Annotated in this window: 14 protein-coding genes; 2 read left to right on the plus strand and 12 right to left on the minus strand. The window is 49.4% G+C overall.

Annotation, left to right across the window (positions count from 1 at the left end; all coding sequences use genetic code 11):
* On the minus strand, window positions 1-551 hold a 551-nt coding region (gene glpF / locus A7098_RS16655; protein ID WP_105281119.1), incomplete at its 3' end, for a glycerol uptake facilitator protein GlpF.
* Between the two features lie 424 nt (window positions 552-975).
* On the opposite strand from glpF, the gene zapB reads away from it, so the two are divergent.
* On the plus strand, window positions 976-1,221 hold the full coding sequence (gene zapB / locus A7098_RS16660) for a septal ring assembly protein ZapB (RefSeq protein ID WP_001296623.1): 246 nt from the start codon (window positions 976-978) through the stop codon (window positions 1,219-1,221).
* Window positions 1,222-1,304: 83 nt separating this feature from the next.
* Here zapB and rraA read toward each other — a convergent pair whose 3' ends face one another.
* The 7 genes from rraA to priA all read right to left on the minus strand — a co-directional run bounded on the left by rraA (window position 1,305) and on the right by priA (window position 9,270).
* Window positions 1,305-1,790: a ribonuclease E activity regulator RraA gene (gene rraA / locus A7098_RS16665; protein ID WP_000872912.1), complete on the minus strand. Its 486-nt coding sequence runs from the start codon at window positions 1,788-1,790 to the stop codon at window positions 1,305-1,307.
* Between the two features lie 92 nt (window positions 1,791-1,882).
* Entirely contained in the window at window positions 1,883-2,809 is a 927-nt protein-coding gene (menA, locus tag A7098_RS16670) for a 1,4-dihydroxy-2-naphthoate polyprenyltransferase (protein ID WP_024212602.1), read from the minus strand.
* A 66-nt stretch (window positions 2,810-2,875) separates the two neighbouring features.
* Window positions 2,876-4,207 carry an HslU--HslV peptidase ATPase subunit gene (gene hslU / locus A7098_RS16675; protein ID WP_001293348.1) on the minus strand — a complete coding sequence of 444 codons (1,332 nt, stop codon included), beginning with the start codon at window positions 4,205-4,207 and terminating at the stop codon, window positions 2,876-2,878.
* A gap of 9 nt (window positions 4,208-4,216) precedes the next feature.
* A complete protein-coding gene (gene hslV / locus A7098_RS16680) occupies window positions 4,217-4,747 on the minus strand; it encodes an ATP-dependent protease subunit HslV (RefSeq protein ID WP_000208242.1) in 531 nt (176 codons plus the stop codon).
* Window positions 4,748-4,839: 92 nt separating this feature from the next.
* Window positions 4,840-5,799 (minus strand): cell division protein FtsN, encoded by a 960-nt coding sequence (gene ftsN, locus A7098_RS16685; RefSeq protein ID WP_000068842.1) that lies wholly within the window; start codon window positions 5,797-5,799, stop codon window positions 4,840-4,842.
* Window positions 5,800-5,890: 91 nt separating this feature from the next.
* Window positions 5,891-6,916 carry a DNA-binding transcriptional regulator CytR gene (gene cytR, locus A7098_RS16690; protein WP_000644884.1) on the minus strand — a complete coding sequence of 342 codons (1,026 nt, stop codon included), beginning with the start codon at window positions 6,914-6,916 and terminating at the stop codon, window positions 5,891-5,893.
* 155 nt (window positions 6,917-7,071) lie between these two features.
* Window positions 7,072-9,270 (minus strand): primosomal protein N', encoded by a 2,199-nt coding sequence (gene priA / locus A7098_RS16695; RefSeq protein WP_024212601.1) that lies wholly within the window; start codon window positions 9,268-9,270, stop codon window positions 7,072-7,074.
* 203 nt (window positions 9,271-9,473) lie between these two features.
* On the opposite strand from priA, the gene rpmE reads away from it, so the two are divergent.
* On the plus strand, window positions 9,474-9,686 hold the full coding sequence (gene rpmE, locus A7098_RS16700) for a 50S ribosomal protein L31 (RefSeq protein WP_000710770.1): 213 nt from the start codon (window positions 9,474-9,476) through the stop codon (window positions 9,684-9,686).
* Between the two features lie 70 nt (window positions 9,687-9,756).
* On the opposite strand, the gene A7098_RS16705 is transcribed toward rpmE, so the two are convergent.
* From A7098_RS16705 to A7098_RS16720, 4 genes are all read right to left on the minus strand, one after another.
* Window positions 9,757-11,037 carry a sigma-54 dependent transcriptional regulator gene (locus A7098_RS16705; RefSeq protein WP_000132856.1) on the minus strand — a complete coding sequence of 427 codons (1,281 nt, stop codon included), beginning with the start codon at window positions 11,035-11,037 and terminating at the stop codon, window positions 9,757-9,759.
* A gap of 2 nt (window positions 11,038-11,039) precedes the next feature.
* Window positions 11,040-13,007: an ATP-binding protein gene (locus A7098_RS16710; RefSeq protein ID WP_105281120.1), complete on the minus strand. Its 1,968-nt coding sequence runs from the start codon at window positions 13,005-13,007 to the stop codon at window positions 11,040-11,042.
* Window positions 13,004-14,236, minus strand: coding sequence for an ABC transporter substrate-binding protein (locus A7098_RS16715; RefSeq protein WP_000619303.1), 1,233 nt, complete (start codon window positions 14,234-14,236; stop codon window positions 13,004-13,006). The genes A7098_RS16710 and A7098_RS16715 overlap by 4 nt, the downstream gene beginning before the upstream one ends.
* Before the next feature lie 155 nt (window positions 14,237-14,391).
* A complete protein-coding gene (locus A7098_RS16720) occupies window positions 14,392-14,646 on the minus strand; it encodes a hypothetical protein (RefSeq protein WP_301005545.1) in 255 nt (84 codons plus the stop codon).
* Window positions 14,647-14,877: the final 231 nt, after the last annotated feature.

The raw sequence follows: 14,877 nt of genomic DNA on the forward strand, positions 1-14,877 counted from the left end.
CCAATCAACAACGGTGCCAATGGCCCACGCGGTACACCGTTACCATCGTCCGTGAGCGCCAGGATCAGCCCCATCAGAATAGCGGTAATCACCATTTCAACTGCGAAAGCCTGCACAAAATTGATATGAGGGTTAGGGTAAGTAGAGAATGTGCCCGCCAGATCAACACTTTCGACGCTGCCGCGAACAATATGATGGGTCTGTTCGAAGTCGAGGAATAAATTGTAGTAAAGTCCGTAAACTAATGCCGCAGCGCAGAAAGCACCAGCAACTTGTGAAACGATAAAAGGAATAACTTTTCGCTTGTCGAAACAGGCAAACAGCCACAACGCAATAGTGACAGCGGGATTAAGATGCGCGCCGGAAACCCCTGCGGTCAGGTAGATGGCCATTGCCACCCCTAGTCCCCAAATGACACTGATTTCCCACTGACCAAAAGACGCACCAGCGACTTTAAGTGCTGCAACGCAACCCACACCGAAAAAAATCAACAACCCGGTCCCTAGGAATTCGGCAATGCACTGGCCTTTCAAGGTTGATGTTTGACTCATAATCGGATCCTGAAGAGTTAATGTTTGTTGTAAGCGTGAAAGTCACTGACGTTCACGATGCTTGTAGGCATCCTGTGAATTTATCGTTAACGAGCAAAAACGAGAAATATCGAAATCAAAATGTGTGTGCCGCGTCATAAAATGAGCGTTATCGCGCCATTTGTTTCACATCTTCTTACATGATGCACGTTTGTTAAATCATTCTTGCAACAAATTTTTTAACATTTTCGATTCATGTGGGTTATGTCACCAGGAGAAGGATGAAAAGTGTGGCAAACCGGAATCTGCAAGGCGTGCTGCTGGACAGAGATGGCGCGGCTTCATACAATCGGAGCTAACGAAAACGTGCACGTATTTATTAAGGCGTCACCGATAATCGGGACGAGGATATATATCCATCAACGCCTTGCAATTCAGGAGAGGTATGACAATGTCATTAGAAGTGTTTGAGAAACTGGAAGCAAAAGTACAGCAGGCGATTGATACCATCACTTTGTTGCAGATGGAAATCGAAGAGCTGAAAGAAAAGAACAACTCACTGTCGCAGGAAGTTCAAAATGCCCAGCATCAGCGCGAAGAGCTGGAGCGTGAGAACAACCATCTGAAAGAACAGCAGAACGGCTGGCAGGAACGTCTGCAGGCCCTGCTGGGTCGCATGGAAGAGGTCTGATTACGCTTCATCTTTCGCGTAATTGCTTTACTGTGTAGGCAACAGGTAACGCAGAAAAAAGGCACCTTGCGGTGCCTTTTTTATCATTCGATATCCAGCGGATCTTCAGAAAGAATAATCCCGGTATTGTCGGCATAGAGATGGTCGCCGGAGAAGAAGGTGACGCCGCCAAAGTTGACGCGGACATCGCTTTCACCAATGCCTTCGCCAACAGCACCGACCGGAATTGCCGCCATCGCCTGGATGCCGATATCCAGCTCTTCCAGGTCATCTACCTGACGCACCGCGCCGTAAATGACCAGGCCTTCCCATTCATTTTGTACTGCCAGACGCGCCAGTTCAGCATCGACCAGTGCGCGACGAACAGAACCACCGCCATCGACGACAAGAACACGACCACGACCATTCTGTTCGAGCAGATCATACAGCAACCCGTTGTCCTCGAAACATTTTACCGTGATGATTTGTCCGCCAAACGACGCCCGTCCACCAAAGTTGGAGAACAGCGGTTCCACGACGTTGACATCTTCTTGATAGATGTCACAAAGCTCGGAAGTATCGTATTTCATAGGCTTAACATTCAGTTGCTGCGAGAATTTTCAGTATATCGCGCTATGTGGGTTGTTGGCAAAATCATCAATTGTTAATTGATATTTGTCAGTTATGCTGCCCACTGGCTTAGGAATATCCCTAAAACAAACAGCAAGTTAGTCAGTAATGCGCCCTTGACAGTGCGTTCCAGCATTGGTCGCATCGCTACCGGATCCATTTCACGCATCACATAACGAGCCTGTTTCACCAGTAACGGCGTTGCCAGCAGGAACAACCAGCCCCACAGGCTGTGCAGCGAAAAGAGATTAAACAGCGCCAGGCACACCAGTGAGCCGATCAGCAGGCAGGCATGGTAACGACGCGCGTTTACTGCACCTAAGCGCACCACCAGTGTATTTTTGCCATTCTCGCGGTCGCTATTGATATCACGCAGGTTATTAATATTCAGAACCGCTGTTGCCAGCAGGCCACAGGCGGTCGCCGGAAGGATCAATGCCGGAATCAACGTATGCGCCTGCAAATACCAGCTCCCCATCACGCTCAACCAGCCAAAGAAAACCAGTACGGAAATATCACCCAGACCGATATAACCATAAGGGCGATTGCCCACGGTGTAGGTGATTGCGGCGATGATCGACAACCCGCCCAGAATCAGGAAGCCGACAAAATCGGCCAGCGTATGGCACGCCACTGCGACCAGCGCCAGTCCGGAGAGACAGATGAGCACGACGGTAATGATGAGCGCCCGTTTCATCTCTTGCTGGGTAATAACCCCTTTTTGCATACCACGTAGTGGTCCGATACGGTCAGGTTTGTCGCTGCCTTTGACGGCATCGCCGTAATCATTGGCGAGGTTAGAAAGGATCTGTAATAGCCCGGCGGTAATCAGTGCCAGCAGGGCGACCAGCGGATCGAAGTGACCTTGCCACCATGCCAGCGCCGTCCCGACGATAATTGCAGCAAAGGCGAGGGGGAGGGTTTTAGGTCGTAAACTTTCCAGCCACGCCTGAGTTCGGCTAATTTGTTGTTCAGTCATAATACGCGCCAATAAAAATGGGGCCTTTCAGCCCCATCAAACAATGATGAAAATGATTGAACGCGATTATAGGATAAAACGGCTCAGATCTTCATCTGCCACCAACGCATCCAGATGTTTGCTCACATAATCTGCGTCAATGGTGATAGTTTGACCGCTTAAATCGCTGGCGTCGTAGGAAATCTCTTCCATTAAACGCTCCAGAACGGTATGTAAACGGCGTGCACCGATGTTTTCGGTAGATTCGTTCACCTGCCATGCCGCTTCCGCGATACGCTTAATACCGGAATCCGTAAATTCGATATTCACGCCTTCGGTCGCCATCAGTGCTTTGTACTGCACGGTGATAGAGGCATTCGGTTCGGTCAGAATGCGCTCGAAGTCGCTGGTGGTCAGCGCCTGGAGTTCGACGCGGATCGGCAGACGACCTTGCAGTTCCGGGATCAGGTCAGACGGTTTCGCTACCTGGAATGCGCCAGAAGCGATAAACAGAATGTGGTCAGTTTTGACCATCCCGTGTTTGGTAGAAACGGTGCAACCTTCTACCAGCGGCAGCAGGTCACGCTGAACACCTTCACGAGAAACATCCGGACCGGAAGACTCGCCGCGCTTACAGATTTTGTCGATTTCGTCGATAAACACGATCCCGTGCTGTTCAACGGCGTCGATAGCGTCTTGCTTCAGTTCTTCTGGGTTAACCAGTTTCGCCGCTTCTTCTTCAATCAGCAGCTTCATGGCGTCTTTGATTTTCAGCTTACGCGCTTTTTGTTTCTGACCGCCCAGGTTCTGGAACATGGATTGCAGCTGGCTGGTCATCTCTTCCATTCCCGGAGGCGCCATAATTTCAACACCCATCGGTGCTGCGGCAAGATCGATCTCGATTTCTTTGTCATCGAGCTGGCCTTCACGCAGTTTTTTGCGGAATGCCTGACGGGCAGCGGACGGCTCCTGCTGCTGTTCGGTCTGTCCCCAGTTGTTTTTGGCCGGTGGGATCAGCACGTCGAGAATACGTTCTTCTGCCAGTTCTTCAGCGCGATAACGGTTTTTCTCGATAGCTTGTACGCGCACCATTTTCACGGCGGCATCGGTCAGGTCGCGGATAATAGAATCGACTTCTTTACCCACATAACCGACTTCGGTGAATTTGGTCGCTTCAACTTTGATGAACGGCGCGTTAGCCAGTTTTGCCAGACGACGGGCGATTTCAGTTTTACCGACGCCGGTCGGGCCGATCATCAGGATATTTTTCGGGGTCACTTCATGGCGCAGCTCTTCGTTGAGCTGCATACGGCGCCAGCGGTTACGCAGAGCAATCGCCACAGAACGCTTGGCGTTGTCCTGGCCGATGATGTGCTTATCCAGCTCGCTGACGATTTCGCGTGGGGTCATTTCAGACATAGGAGATCCTTACGCTTTGTAGCTTAATTCTTCGATAGTGTGGAAATGGTTGGTATAGATGCAAATGTCGCCTGCAATATCCAACGCCTTTTCAGCAATTTCACGGGCGCTAAGTTCAGTGTTTTCTAACAGCGCGCGCGCCGCCGCCTGGGCGTAAGGGCCGCCGGAGCCGATAGCAATAAGATCGTTTTCTGGCTGCACCACGTCACCGTTACCGGTGATGATAAGCGATGCAGTTTCGTCTGCGACTGCCAGCAGTGCTTCAAGTTTGCGCAACATGCGATCGGTACGCCAGTCTTTTGCCAGTTCAACGGCCGCTTTAACCAGATGACCCTGATGCATTTCCAGCTTACGTTCAAACAGTTCGAACAGCGTAAAAGCATCCGCAGTACCGCCCGCAAAGCCCGCGATGACTTTGTCGTTGTACAGACGGCGGACCTTTTTCACGTTGCCTTTCATTACGGTATTGCCCAACGTGGCCTGACCATCACCAGCGATGACCACATGGCCGTTACGGCGTACGCTTACTATAGTTGTCACGAGCTGACCCCTTGGTTACGAATACAGAGTACAAACCCCGTACAAAAGTACGGGGCATAATGCAATTATAGATGGGGGGGATTTTGAGGGTTTCAACCCCCGGCGGCGAGCCGAATGCAGTTTGTATGACCCGCCATCTTCAACCGATTGAGGGTGCTGTCTGCGTTCTCTTTGCCTTTCACCGGGCCAATGACCACACGATTCCAGCCATTGTTGGTGGTAATTTTCGAGTCAAAGCCTTCGAACGCCAGCTGAGCACGTACTGTCTCTGCCTGTTCTGCCCCTCTGAACGAACCGCACTGTACCATCCAGCGGCGTTCATCTTTTTTCTCCGCCGTCGGTTTTGGCGCGTCAGCTGCACGAGCAACTGGCGCAGCTTGCTGCGGCTTCGACTGCGCGGTAGTGTGCGCAGGGGTTTGCAGCAGATCCTGGTACGGCTGCTGAGTAGAAGCCGGTTTTGACTGGCGCGGCTGCGACTGAACCGGCGCGGCTTGCGACGTACGCGTCTGTTGCTGCCAGCTTTGTTCGGTTGTACGTGACTGCTGAGCCAGGCGTTGCTGTTCCGCTAACTGCTGCGCCTGACGCTGGCGTTGCAGCGTTTGCTGGCGCTGTTCTGGCGTTTGCTCATTCCACGGAACTTCAACTAACTGCGTTGGCTGCTGGCGCATATCGGCCTGCATTTGTTCAAGAAGCTGGCGCTGTTCTGGTGTCAGTTGCTCCGGCGTTTTTACTTCACCACCGGCAGAAGGTTCTGTTGGCGCACGCACACCCGGCTGGCGACTTTCCAGCTCTTTAATGTAGCGCCAGCGTTCTTCCGGTTTCGGAGGTAGTCCGTTTCCGGTCACTTTCTGGCTTTGCAGCGTCTCGGACTCTTCTTTCTTGTGATGCGTAATGAAGTACAGACCACCGATAAAGGTCACAAGAACGGCGGCAGCAATAGCGACCATTGCGGGAGAAACCGCAGGCAGATTTCGTTGCTTTTTCCGTGAGGTACTCTTTTTTCGCCGCGAAGGTGCCGGTTGGCTGCGGCGTACATAATCTCGTTGTGCCACTATCGTTTCGCTGTATTTATTCGTTCGTCAGCCCGCCATGTTACTTAAGCGGCGGGCCTTTGACCAGTCACGGAAGCCTTAAAGGTTTACTTTAAGTCAATGTGCGTGTCGATCCCCGGATAATAAGCTCGCAGTCCATTAAACGTGAGCCACTGCCGACCGTTTGCCCTTGCATTTGGTCAAGCAATAGCAACATTGCCTCGCGACCAATTTCATAGCGCGGCTGTGCGATGGTTGTCAGTGGCGGATCACAAAATTGCGTCAGGTCGATGTTATCAAAACCGATTATGGAAAGGTCATCAGGAACTTTCAGCCCCTGACGTTTTGCCTGCGAAAGTGCGCCAAGTGCCATCACATCGCTATGACAGAAAACAGCAGTTGGCGGTTGCGGAAGGTCGAGCAACTGCTGCATGGCTTTGCTTCCGGCGTCGAAGGTGAAGTCGCCACGGGCGATGTATTGTGGATCAACCATAATTCCGCAGCGACGCAGAGCCTGAACGTAGCCTTGCAGGCGATAGTGACACAGCGGCATTTCTTCCGGCCCAGCAATACAGCCGATCAATTTATGCCCCTGTTCATACAGGTAATTTACCGCATCAAATGCAGCGGTCAGGTTGTCGATATGAACTGTAGGCAGTTCCAGCTCCGGTGCAAATTCGTTCGCCATCACCATCGGCGGCAGATTACGCTGTTCCTCAATGCTGGCATCAAACGGCAGCCTTGAACCGAGCAGCAACATGCCATCAATTTGCTTAGTGATTATCAAATCGATAAAGGTTTTTTCCTGCTGGTTTTGATGTGCACAGTCGCCAATCAGTACCAGATACCCATGACTTGCTGCCGTAATTTCGATTCCGCGAATAATTTCGCTAAAGAAGGGATCACAGATATCCGGGACAATCACCAGAATGGTGCGGGACTCATTACGCTTGACGTTACGCCCCATCGGCTGCGGTAAATAACCCACATCCCGGGCGGCTTTTTCAACCCGGTTACGAGTCGCCAGGGAGACTTTATCGGGATTCATTAACGCTCGGGAGACGGTTGCCGTAGAGACTTTTGCTTTCAGGGCGACGTCTTTCATGGTTGCGGCAGTTTCCTGCTTCTTCGCTTTCACTCTCACTCCTCGCCTGGCACGTCAGGCGTACTACATCCGTGTTTACTTCACATCGGCAACATTTTTAGCAGATAGCGCGTGAAAACGGTTACAGAATTTTCATGAAAAGTGTGATGAATATTTAATTTTTCGATCCGCCTCGCATCGTTAGCGGTTTAACCCTCAATAGGATCGACATCCAGCACCCATTTCACTTTCCGTGAATCCGGTATTGTATTAATAAGCGCCAGCGTACCGTTAATGATGTGCTGTAAGCGCACGCGGGAAGGATGTTGCAGCAGGATCTGCCAGCGCCAGCGACCGCCACGTTTGGGTGCCAGTGCTGGAACCGGGCCGAGAACCCACAGTTTCTCATCCGCCAGCGGACTGGAGAGGATGAGATTTCGCAACTGTTGCAGGAACAGCGGCGCGTGCTGATTGTTATGATCTTCGGCGCGCACAATCACGTGGCTGGTCCACGGTGGTAGCTGCATCATACGCCGCTCGGCCAGCGCCTGTTCTGCAAAGGCGTCATAGCCTTTATAGAGCAATGTTTGCAAGAGAGGATGTTCCGGATGATGCGTTTGCAGCACCACTTCGCCCTGTTTACCGGCACGCCCCGCACGACCAGCGACCTGGGTGTAAAGCTGGGCGAAACGTTCTGCGGAGCGAAAATCGGCAGAAAACAGCGCACCGTCCACGTCCAGTAATGCCACAAGTGTGACATCCGGAAAGTGGTGACCTTTCGCCAGCATTTGCGTGCCAATCAAAATCCGCGCGCCGCCGCGATGTACTTCCGCCAGTTGTTGTTCCAGCGCACCTTTGCGGCTGGTAGTGTCACGATCAATACGTGAAATGGGTACACCAGGGAACATCGGGGCAAGCGTCTGCTCAAGCTGCTCGGTGCCCAGGCCCACCGGCACAAGATGCGTGGAGCCGCAGGAAGGGCACTGGCGCGGCACTGGGCGCTGGCTGTCGCAGTGATGACAGCGCAGATGCTGCTGCGCCTGATGCAATGTGTAGTAGTGATCGCAACGCGGGCATTCGGCTATCCAGCCACAGTCGTGGCACAGCAGCGCAGGCGCAAAACCCCGGCGGTTAAGAAAGAGGATAACCTGGTTGTCGGCCTGTAAATGCTGGCGCATACGGCTGATCAACGCCGGAGCCAGCCCCGCTTGCACCTTCTGACCTTTTAAATCCAGCACGTGTTGAATTGCCGGACGCGCATTACCCGCCCGACGGGTCAGGCGCAGCAGGCGGTATTTTTTCTGCTGGACGTTGCATAACGTTTCCAGCGCGGGCGTTGCGGAGCCAAGAATAATCGGGATTTGCTCGCTATGCGCGCGATACACCGCCAGGTCGCGGGCATGGTAGCGCCAGCCTTCCTGCTGTTTGTAGGAACTGTCGTGCTCTTCATCAATGACAATCACGCCGAGATTTTTAAACGGTGTAAACAGCGCGGAGCGGGTGCCAATCACAATCGCCGCCTCGCCATTTTTCGCTTTTAGCCACGCCGAAAGGCGTTCGCTGTCGTTCAGGCCAGAATGCAGAACTTCCACGGGGGCATTAAAGCGTTCACGAAAACGGGCGATAGTTTGCGGTGTCAGGCCGATTTCCGGCACCATTACCAGCGCCTGTTTGCCCTGGGCGAGCACGTTTTCCAGCACGCTTAGATAAACTTCCGTTTTACCGGAGCCGGTGACGCCCGCCAGCAGCCAGGCGGAAAAGGTATCTGCCGCGCTATGGATGGCGCCAACGGCGGTGGCTTGTTCAGTATTCAGTCGCAACCGCTCGCCAGAAACGGCGTAGTTCGTTCGCCAGTCACTAAACTCTGGTGTTTCACTTGCTAAATCACACAGACCTTTTTTGCGCAGTGCCTGTAGCGCGGCATCATTAAATTCGAGAGTGGCAACCTGGTCGCGCCAGATTTTCCCTTGTCGCAATGCCGCCAGTGCCTGTTGTTGCTTTGGCGAACGTTTCAGGCTGTTGATATCTACCGCCTGACCGTGCTCGGTGGCAAACCAGTACCACATGGGCGCGTTCGCTGCAGGTCGCCCCTGGCGCAGTAAAATCGGCAAGGCATGAAACAACACATCGCCAATGGGATGATGATAATAATCCGCCGCCCATAGCAGTAATCGCCAGACGGAGTGAGTAAATACCGGCTCAACGTCCAGCACTTCAACTACCGCTTTTAGCTCGTTGAGCGGCAGCTCGCTGACATCGCTAACGGACACCACAATCCCGATGCGCTCCTGCTGTTTACCAAACGGCACGCGCACGCGACACCCGGCTTTAACCGTCATGCCTTCAGGCAGCAGATAGTCAAAGGTTCGGGGAAGCGGAACGGGCAAGGCAACGTGAGCAACGGGCATAGCATCATCCTGACTTGAAATTCGGTGGAACAGTATACACATTGCCGTAGAGGAGTGCGGATCAGTTTGCATACGCTGGTTAATTTCTGTATGATTCGGCGCCTTTGATACGAAATGATCGTATTGAAACTATACTTTAAACATCGCGTGGTGTCTGGCGTTAGGGCTGGAAGAGCGACGCGGCCTTAAACCGAGGTTTTCCCATGAAAAAAGATATTCACCCGAAATACGAAGAAATTACTGCTAGCTGCTCTTGCGGTAACGTAATGAAAATCCGCTCCACCGTTGGTCATGACCTGAACCTCGACGTGTGCAGCAAGTGCCACCCGTTCTTCACTGGCAAACAGCGTGATGTTGCTACCGGTGGCCGTGTTGACCGCTTCAACAAGCGTTTCAGCATCCCGGGCAGCAAATAAGACCGGATTTCCGAAAAAAGCGCCGCACGGCGCTTTTTTTGTGCCTGAAAACCTACATTATCAACATAACTCATTGAGTTTGTGTCTTTTTATCTTTCTTCTCATAGCGAAAATCCATTTTATCAATACCGTATTTTTTCATGCGCAAATACAGCTTTTTCCTGGGTATCTGAAAGTAATCGGCAACGTCGTTGATACGACCCTGATGGAAGTTGAGAGCATCAATAATTATTTGTCTTTCATAAGATTCTACGAGTTCATCCAGCGGGGCTGGATCCGTCTCCATCATCTGCAAACTGACCGAATCGTCCAGCATTAAAACGCCGACGGCCACCAGTTCTGCCGCATTCACCAATTCAATAATATTACCAGGCCAGGTACGCGCCATCAGTCGCTTATAAAAAGCTTTTCCCAGCAGTGGCTGCTGGCGATTTAATCGTTTACAGGTGAGGGTCAGATAATGGTGAAAAATAGGTTCAATATCCCCCGGACGCTGGCAGAGTGGTGGGCATTCAATGTGGGTGAGTGAAAAAAGAAAATACAATGCAGGAATAATTTTTTGTGCGGCAGCCAGTTCAGCCAAAGGGCTTTGATTAACAACAATCAGACGAAATGACCGATCCTGGGGTCTTTCCTGGTACTGGATCAAGGCGCGCTGATTTTCTGGCGTTAAATGCTCAAGTTCTTTTAATAACAGCGTGCCACCTTCTGCTTCTTTCACCCATTCTTCCAACGGCTGCTGGCTATTGGCGCTGAGTGTGCGTTCAATTAAAGGTCTTTCCTTGCGAGAACTAAATTGATGAAGATAGTGGGCGGCTAATGTTCTTCCTGTGCCAGGTTCGCCGTAAAAGCAGACGGGAAGATCGGTTTCTGCCAGCGTTTCAAGCTGTTGACGTGTCTGGCGAATCCAACCACTGTTACCGATTAAGTGCCGATTAAACTGAGCGTGTCGCCATTTTTTTTGTTCCAGATAAGCTTCACGTTCAGCCAGTGCTTTTTCGATAAGTGAGAGAAATTGTTCTGGATTGATCGGCTTTTGCAGGAAATCCCACGCTCCCTTTTTTACTGCTTCAACGGCCATGGGGACATCGCCATGCCCGGTGATCATCAGAATGGGAAGATGAGGGTCGATAAGCATTATTTTTTCCAGCAGCGTGATGCCTGAAATATCCGGCATACAAACGTCGCACACCACGATGCCTTCCCACGTATTTTGCAGTAATTGTAGAGCCTCAGAAGGGTTGCTACAGGTACATACGACATAACCCTCTTGCTGTAAGAGAGTGCTGTAGGCTAGCAGAACATCATTGTCGTCATCAATTAACAGAATTGTTGGGGTAGTGTCTGTCATGCTTAAAGTTTCCTGAAACGTAGAATAACCAGCGCATGGCGGTCGAGAGTTGACGCGATATATAACTCTCCCTGGCACTGGCGCATAATAGAATGGCTAATCGAAAGGCCAATACCCAAACCTACAGCTTTGTCCGTGGTAAAAGGCGTTAATAGTCGATCAGCCAGATGCACTGGCCAGCCTTTTCCATTATCAGCAATATATAGCGTTACAGTGGAGGCTTCTTCTTCAAAGCTGATGGTTATTGTGGGTGATTGCTCCAGACTGGCTTCCAGGGCATTCGTAAACAAATTAACTAAAACTTGTTGAATCAAGACATCATCACCATAAACGGCAGGGAAATTATCAGGGTAGTGAAGAGAGGCCTTCTGTGATCGATGTTTCAACGCCAGAAGTTCCCAGGACGAATAAATTACCTGCTGTAAATTGATTGCACCGCCAGCCAGTTCACTATCTCGACGGCGGGCGAAGTTGCGCAATCTTTTAACGATGTTATCCATGCGCTCGACTAACGATCGCATAGTAACAATATAATTTTTCACCAAACCAACGTCTTGTTGTTCCAGCGCGCGGTTGGCGCTGAAAAGATACATAGATAAGGCATTAAGTGGTTGATTAATTTCATGTGCCAGTGTTGTCATTGTCTGCCCAACCACGGCCAGTTTTGCAGTTTGGATCAATTCACTTTGCGTTGTACGAAGGTTTTTTTCTGTCGCGATACGCTCGCATATTTCCTGTCCCAGTTGACGTTGCTGTTGATTAATTTTCTCAATGGTCTGGCGGAGCAGGTTGGCAATTCTCCCAAGTTCATCGTTACCGGAGACAGGGATATCAGCATCGAGTTCACCATTGCTTAACTTGACAACGGCATCATTCAGTAACCGAAATCGGCGGATCATTCTGGGACGAATGTAGAGGTAATTTACCAGAATAACGAACAGTAAGGCGGTAACCATAGCTGCCAAAATCAATAGCCCGCTGATTTGCATTATTTTTTCCAATCGTAGATTGAATGTTTGTAATTGTTGATGGCTATTACCTAATTGCGTTTCTAATTGAGCACGTATTTGCGTAAATACACGCTCTTTATCCCCGATAGTACTCATGAGAGTTTGTTGAGCTTGTTGCCAGGCAGCCAGGGTTCCGGGTAGATAATTTTGCTGAGTACCCAGTTCCCACAAGGAATAAACTGTCTGGTGTAATGTGATGGTACTGGAATAAGAAGATAACGACCGCACATTTTCGTCAATGCTGTGTTTCAAAAAATTCAAATACTGAATATGTTGTTTCAACGCGTCTATATCTCTGCTATGCGTGTTAAGCATCTCCTTTAGCGTACTGACGATTTGGGTTTCTATATGTGAAAGTTCGAAAACGAGCTGCAATTCTTTTTGAATAGTTTGCTGAGCATTTTGCAAACTCTCTTTTTCGGGTAGATCTTTTCGTTGGCTGAGTTGATTTAGCAACGACGATTGTTGCCAACTTAAATCCTGGGTAAGTGAGTTGAGTTCATTATTAAAGTCATCATGCAGCCAGTTAACTCTTGAGGATATAACGTCGAGTTTTCCTTTTTCCTGATTGTTGTTGTTCAATGCGTTATCGAGCTTGTTAAGCAGTCTGTCACTACTGGCGACCTGTTGGTTAAGCGCACGTTGATGTACTGAATCAAGATGAGGATTAATGGCCTTAATTTTTTGTAGCCGTTGTTCAATTTGCTTCCTCACCTGAAGACGACTAGCGGTATTGGTTGTCTGTTGTAGCTCATTAAATTCGTTTACCAATGCGGTGAGGTTTTCTTCAAAAAGAAATGAAGCCTGAATCCTCGGGAAATAATCATCAAGCGCGTAGCGAACCTGAGAATTTTGTTCATACCAGGAATAGAGGCTGACTACGCTAACGAATAGCGTAAGAATGGCGCTAAAAACAAAGGCGAGCCGTAAGCTCGTCCCTATAGTATGTAGTTGTTTCACTTTAACGACTCAAGTTGTGTGTTCACCAATTGCTGCTGATGCAGGAAAAACTGCTGCCATGCCATGAGCTGAGCTTCACGAAAGCCTGATTGCAGTTCGAATTGCTGCAGGTACATGGCATTAACGGACTGCTCCGGGGTAACAGGAACTGCTGTTAATAATGCACGCACATCTGGCAATTTACGCTTAAGCCGATGTTCTGCGGCATATAATGATTTCCAGCTGTTTTGAAGTTCGGTAAGGCGAACAGTAATCGCATTATCAAATAACAATTGCACAAGCTTTTGGCGCTGCATAATCAACGGATAATCAAGGGAAGGAGAGGCAAATAATCGCAATTGTTGATCCGCGAGTGGAGTACCGGAGGGTAGCGGATATACCGGATACTTTCCTGAATCAGAATCGCTCAATGCCTGTTGTCCTTCCTGGCTCAACAAAAAATTAATAAAACGCCCCGCCTCCTGTGGGTGTTTACTGCCGTTTGCGATGGCAATAAACATTGGCGCTGCGCGAGAGTTGGGGAAATAACTGAAACGTAAAGTTGAATTATTAAGCAGTACGTTAGCGTAATTGTCGATGACTGGACCTGCGTCACCCAGCCCTGTACTGATCTTATTTGCTACGCCAAAGCTGCGAGATGAAATGGTAGCGAGATTACCGCCTATTTTCAGTAGCGTACCCCAACCATTACTCCATCCTTGTTGTTGCAGGAGATCTTCAATCATCAGATGTGTGGTATCTGAACGTGAAGGGCTGCTCATTAATAGTGTTCCTTGATAACGTGACCTGCTCAATTCCTTCCATGAAGTAGGCACTGGCTCATTTTTATCTTCCAGATGCGCCACATTGATCAGGATGCCATAGCCCGATACCGCAACCGCAACGGTGGTTGAACGAATAGATTCGGGGACTAACTTTCTGCTTGTTTCGATTTGATTATTAAAAGGCTGGAGCAGATTTTTACTTTGCAACCGCTGTAGCAACATGGGGGATGAACTCAGTACCAGATCAATATTTTCACCCAATGGATTTTCTAGCAGGCGCTCAATGGATGCACTGGTTCGGTTAAGCGTTCGGATTTTGGTTGCCAGTGGTTGTTTTTGCCATTGACTAATAATGTGTTCCGTCGCTTCCGAAGAAAGCGTTGTTGCAATCACCAGCTCTTGCGCTGAGGTGACATTGACGCATAAAACCCAACAGATTAATGCTCGTTGTATAATACGAATCATGTCAAAAATCCTATTAACGAGAGAAAAACTCTTACGCTGTAATTCATATCATTATCCGTTAGCTAATATACATAATGACTGTAAGACGCTGGTGTCAGTATCGGAAATTTCATTAATTCAGATGTAACGAGCGTCACTATATCCGGAAGCGGTTATCAAAAAAAGATCAATATTGCACCTCTGAACATGTGTATCTTGCGGAAATAGCGATTGTTACAGCTATTTCCGGTAATTAATTTCGATATTTGTGCTATCGGATTCAGGCCCTGACCGGATTCTATTGTTTCTTTGCACCAGCCTTCAGAAGCCGGAACAATCGCTTTAACTTGAGCGCAAATGTGCTTATCACGAAGGATAACATGAAAATCCTTAATCCCTGCTGGTTGTTGAACGGTGATGAAAATTTTCATGTTGCGTAGCATGATCCTCCAACAGGGTAAAATCGAGTCTCTTCAATGATCACGTATATGGATGCAAAATATGTGACTGACCTCAAAAACTGAAAAAATTAATAAAAGTCATTATTTTTTTATTGGGGCTGTTGTAACCCGTTAATGCTGAAATAATGGCTTTGTTCTATTTTGAGATATAAAAATGGGAAAGAAATGGAACATGATATTTGTATTTTTGAGTCAGTTTTG

Origin of the sequence: Escherichia sp. MOD1-EC7011 (genome assembly GCF_002965005.1) — a bacterium.
GTDB lineage: Bacteria > Pseudomonadota > Gammaproteobacteria > Enterobacterales > Enterobacteriaceae > Escherichia > Escherichia ruysiae.

Excerpts from the sequence above, each read along its gene's own strand:
- rpmE (WP_000710770.1), top strand. The coding sequence starts at position 9,474 with ATGAAAAAAGATATTCACCCGAAATACGAAGAAATTACTGCTAGCTGC.
- menA (WP_024212602.1), bottom strand. The coding sequence starts at position 2,809 with ATGACTGAACAACAAATTAGCCGAACTCAGGCGTGGCTGGAAAGTTTA.
- zapB (WP_001296623.1), top strand. The coding sequence starts at position 976 with ATGACAATGTCATTAGAAGTGTTTGAGAAACTGGAAGCAAAAGTACAG.
- A7098_RS16705 (WP_000132856.1), bottom strand. The coding sequence starts at position 11,037 with ATGACAGACACTACCCCAACAATTCTGTTAATTGATGACGACAATGAT.
- A7098_RS16715 (WP_000619303.1), bottom strand. The coding sequence starts at position 14,236 with ATGATTCGTATTATACAACGAGCATTAATCTGTTGGGTTTTATGCGTC.
- hslU (WP_001293348.1), bottom strand. The coding sequence starts at position 4,207 with ATGTCTGAAATGACCCCACGCGAAATCGTCAGCGAGCTGGATAAGCAC.
- rraA (WP_000872912.1), bottom strand. The coding sequence starts at position 1,790 with ATGAAATACGATACTTCCGAGCTTTGTGACATCTATCAAGAAGATGTC.
- A7098_RS16720 (WP_301005545.1), bottom strand. The coding sequence starts at position 14,646 with ATGAAAATTTTCATCACCGTTCAACAACCAGCAGGGATTAAGGATTTT.
- priA (WP_024212601.1), bottom strand. The coding sequence starts at position 9,270 with ATGCCCGTTGCTCACGTTGCCTTGCCCGTTCCGCTTCCCCGAACCTTT.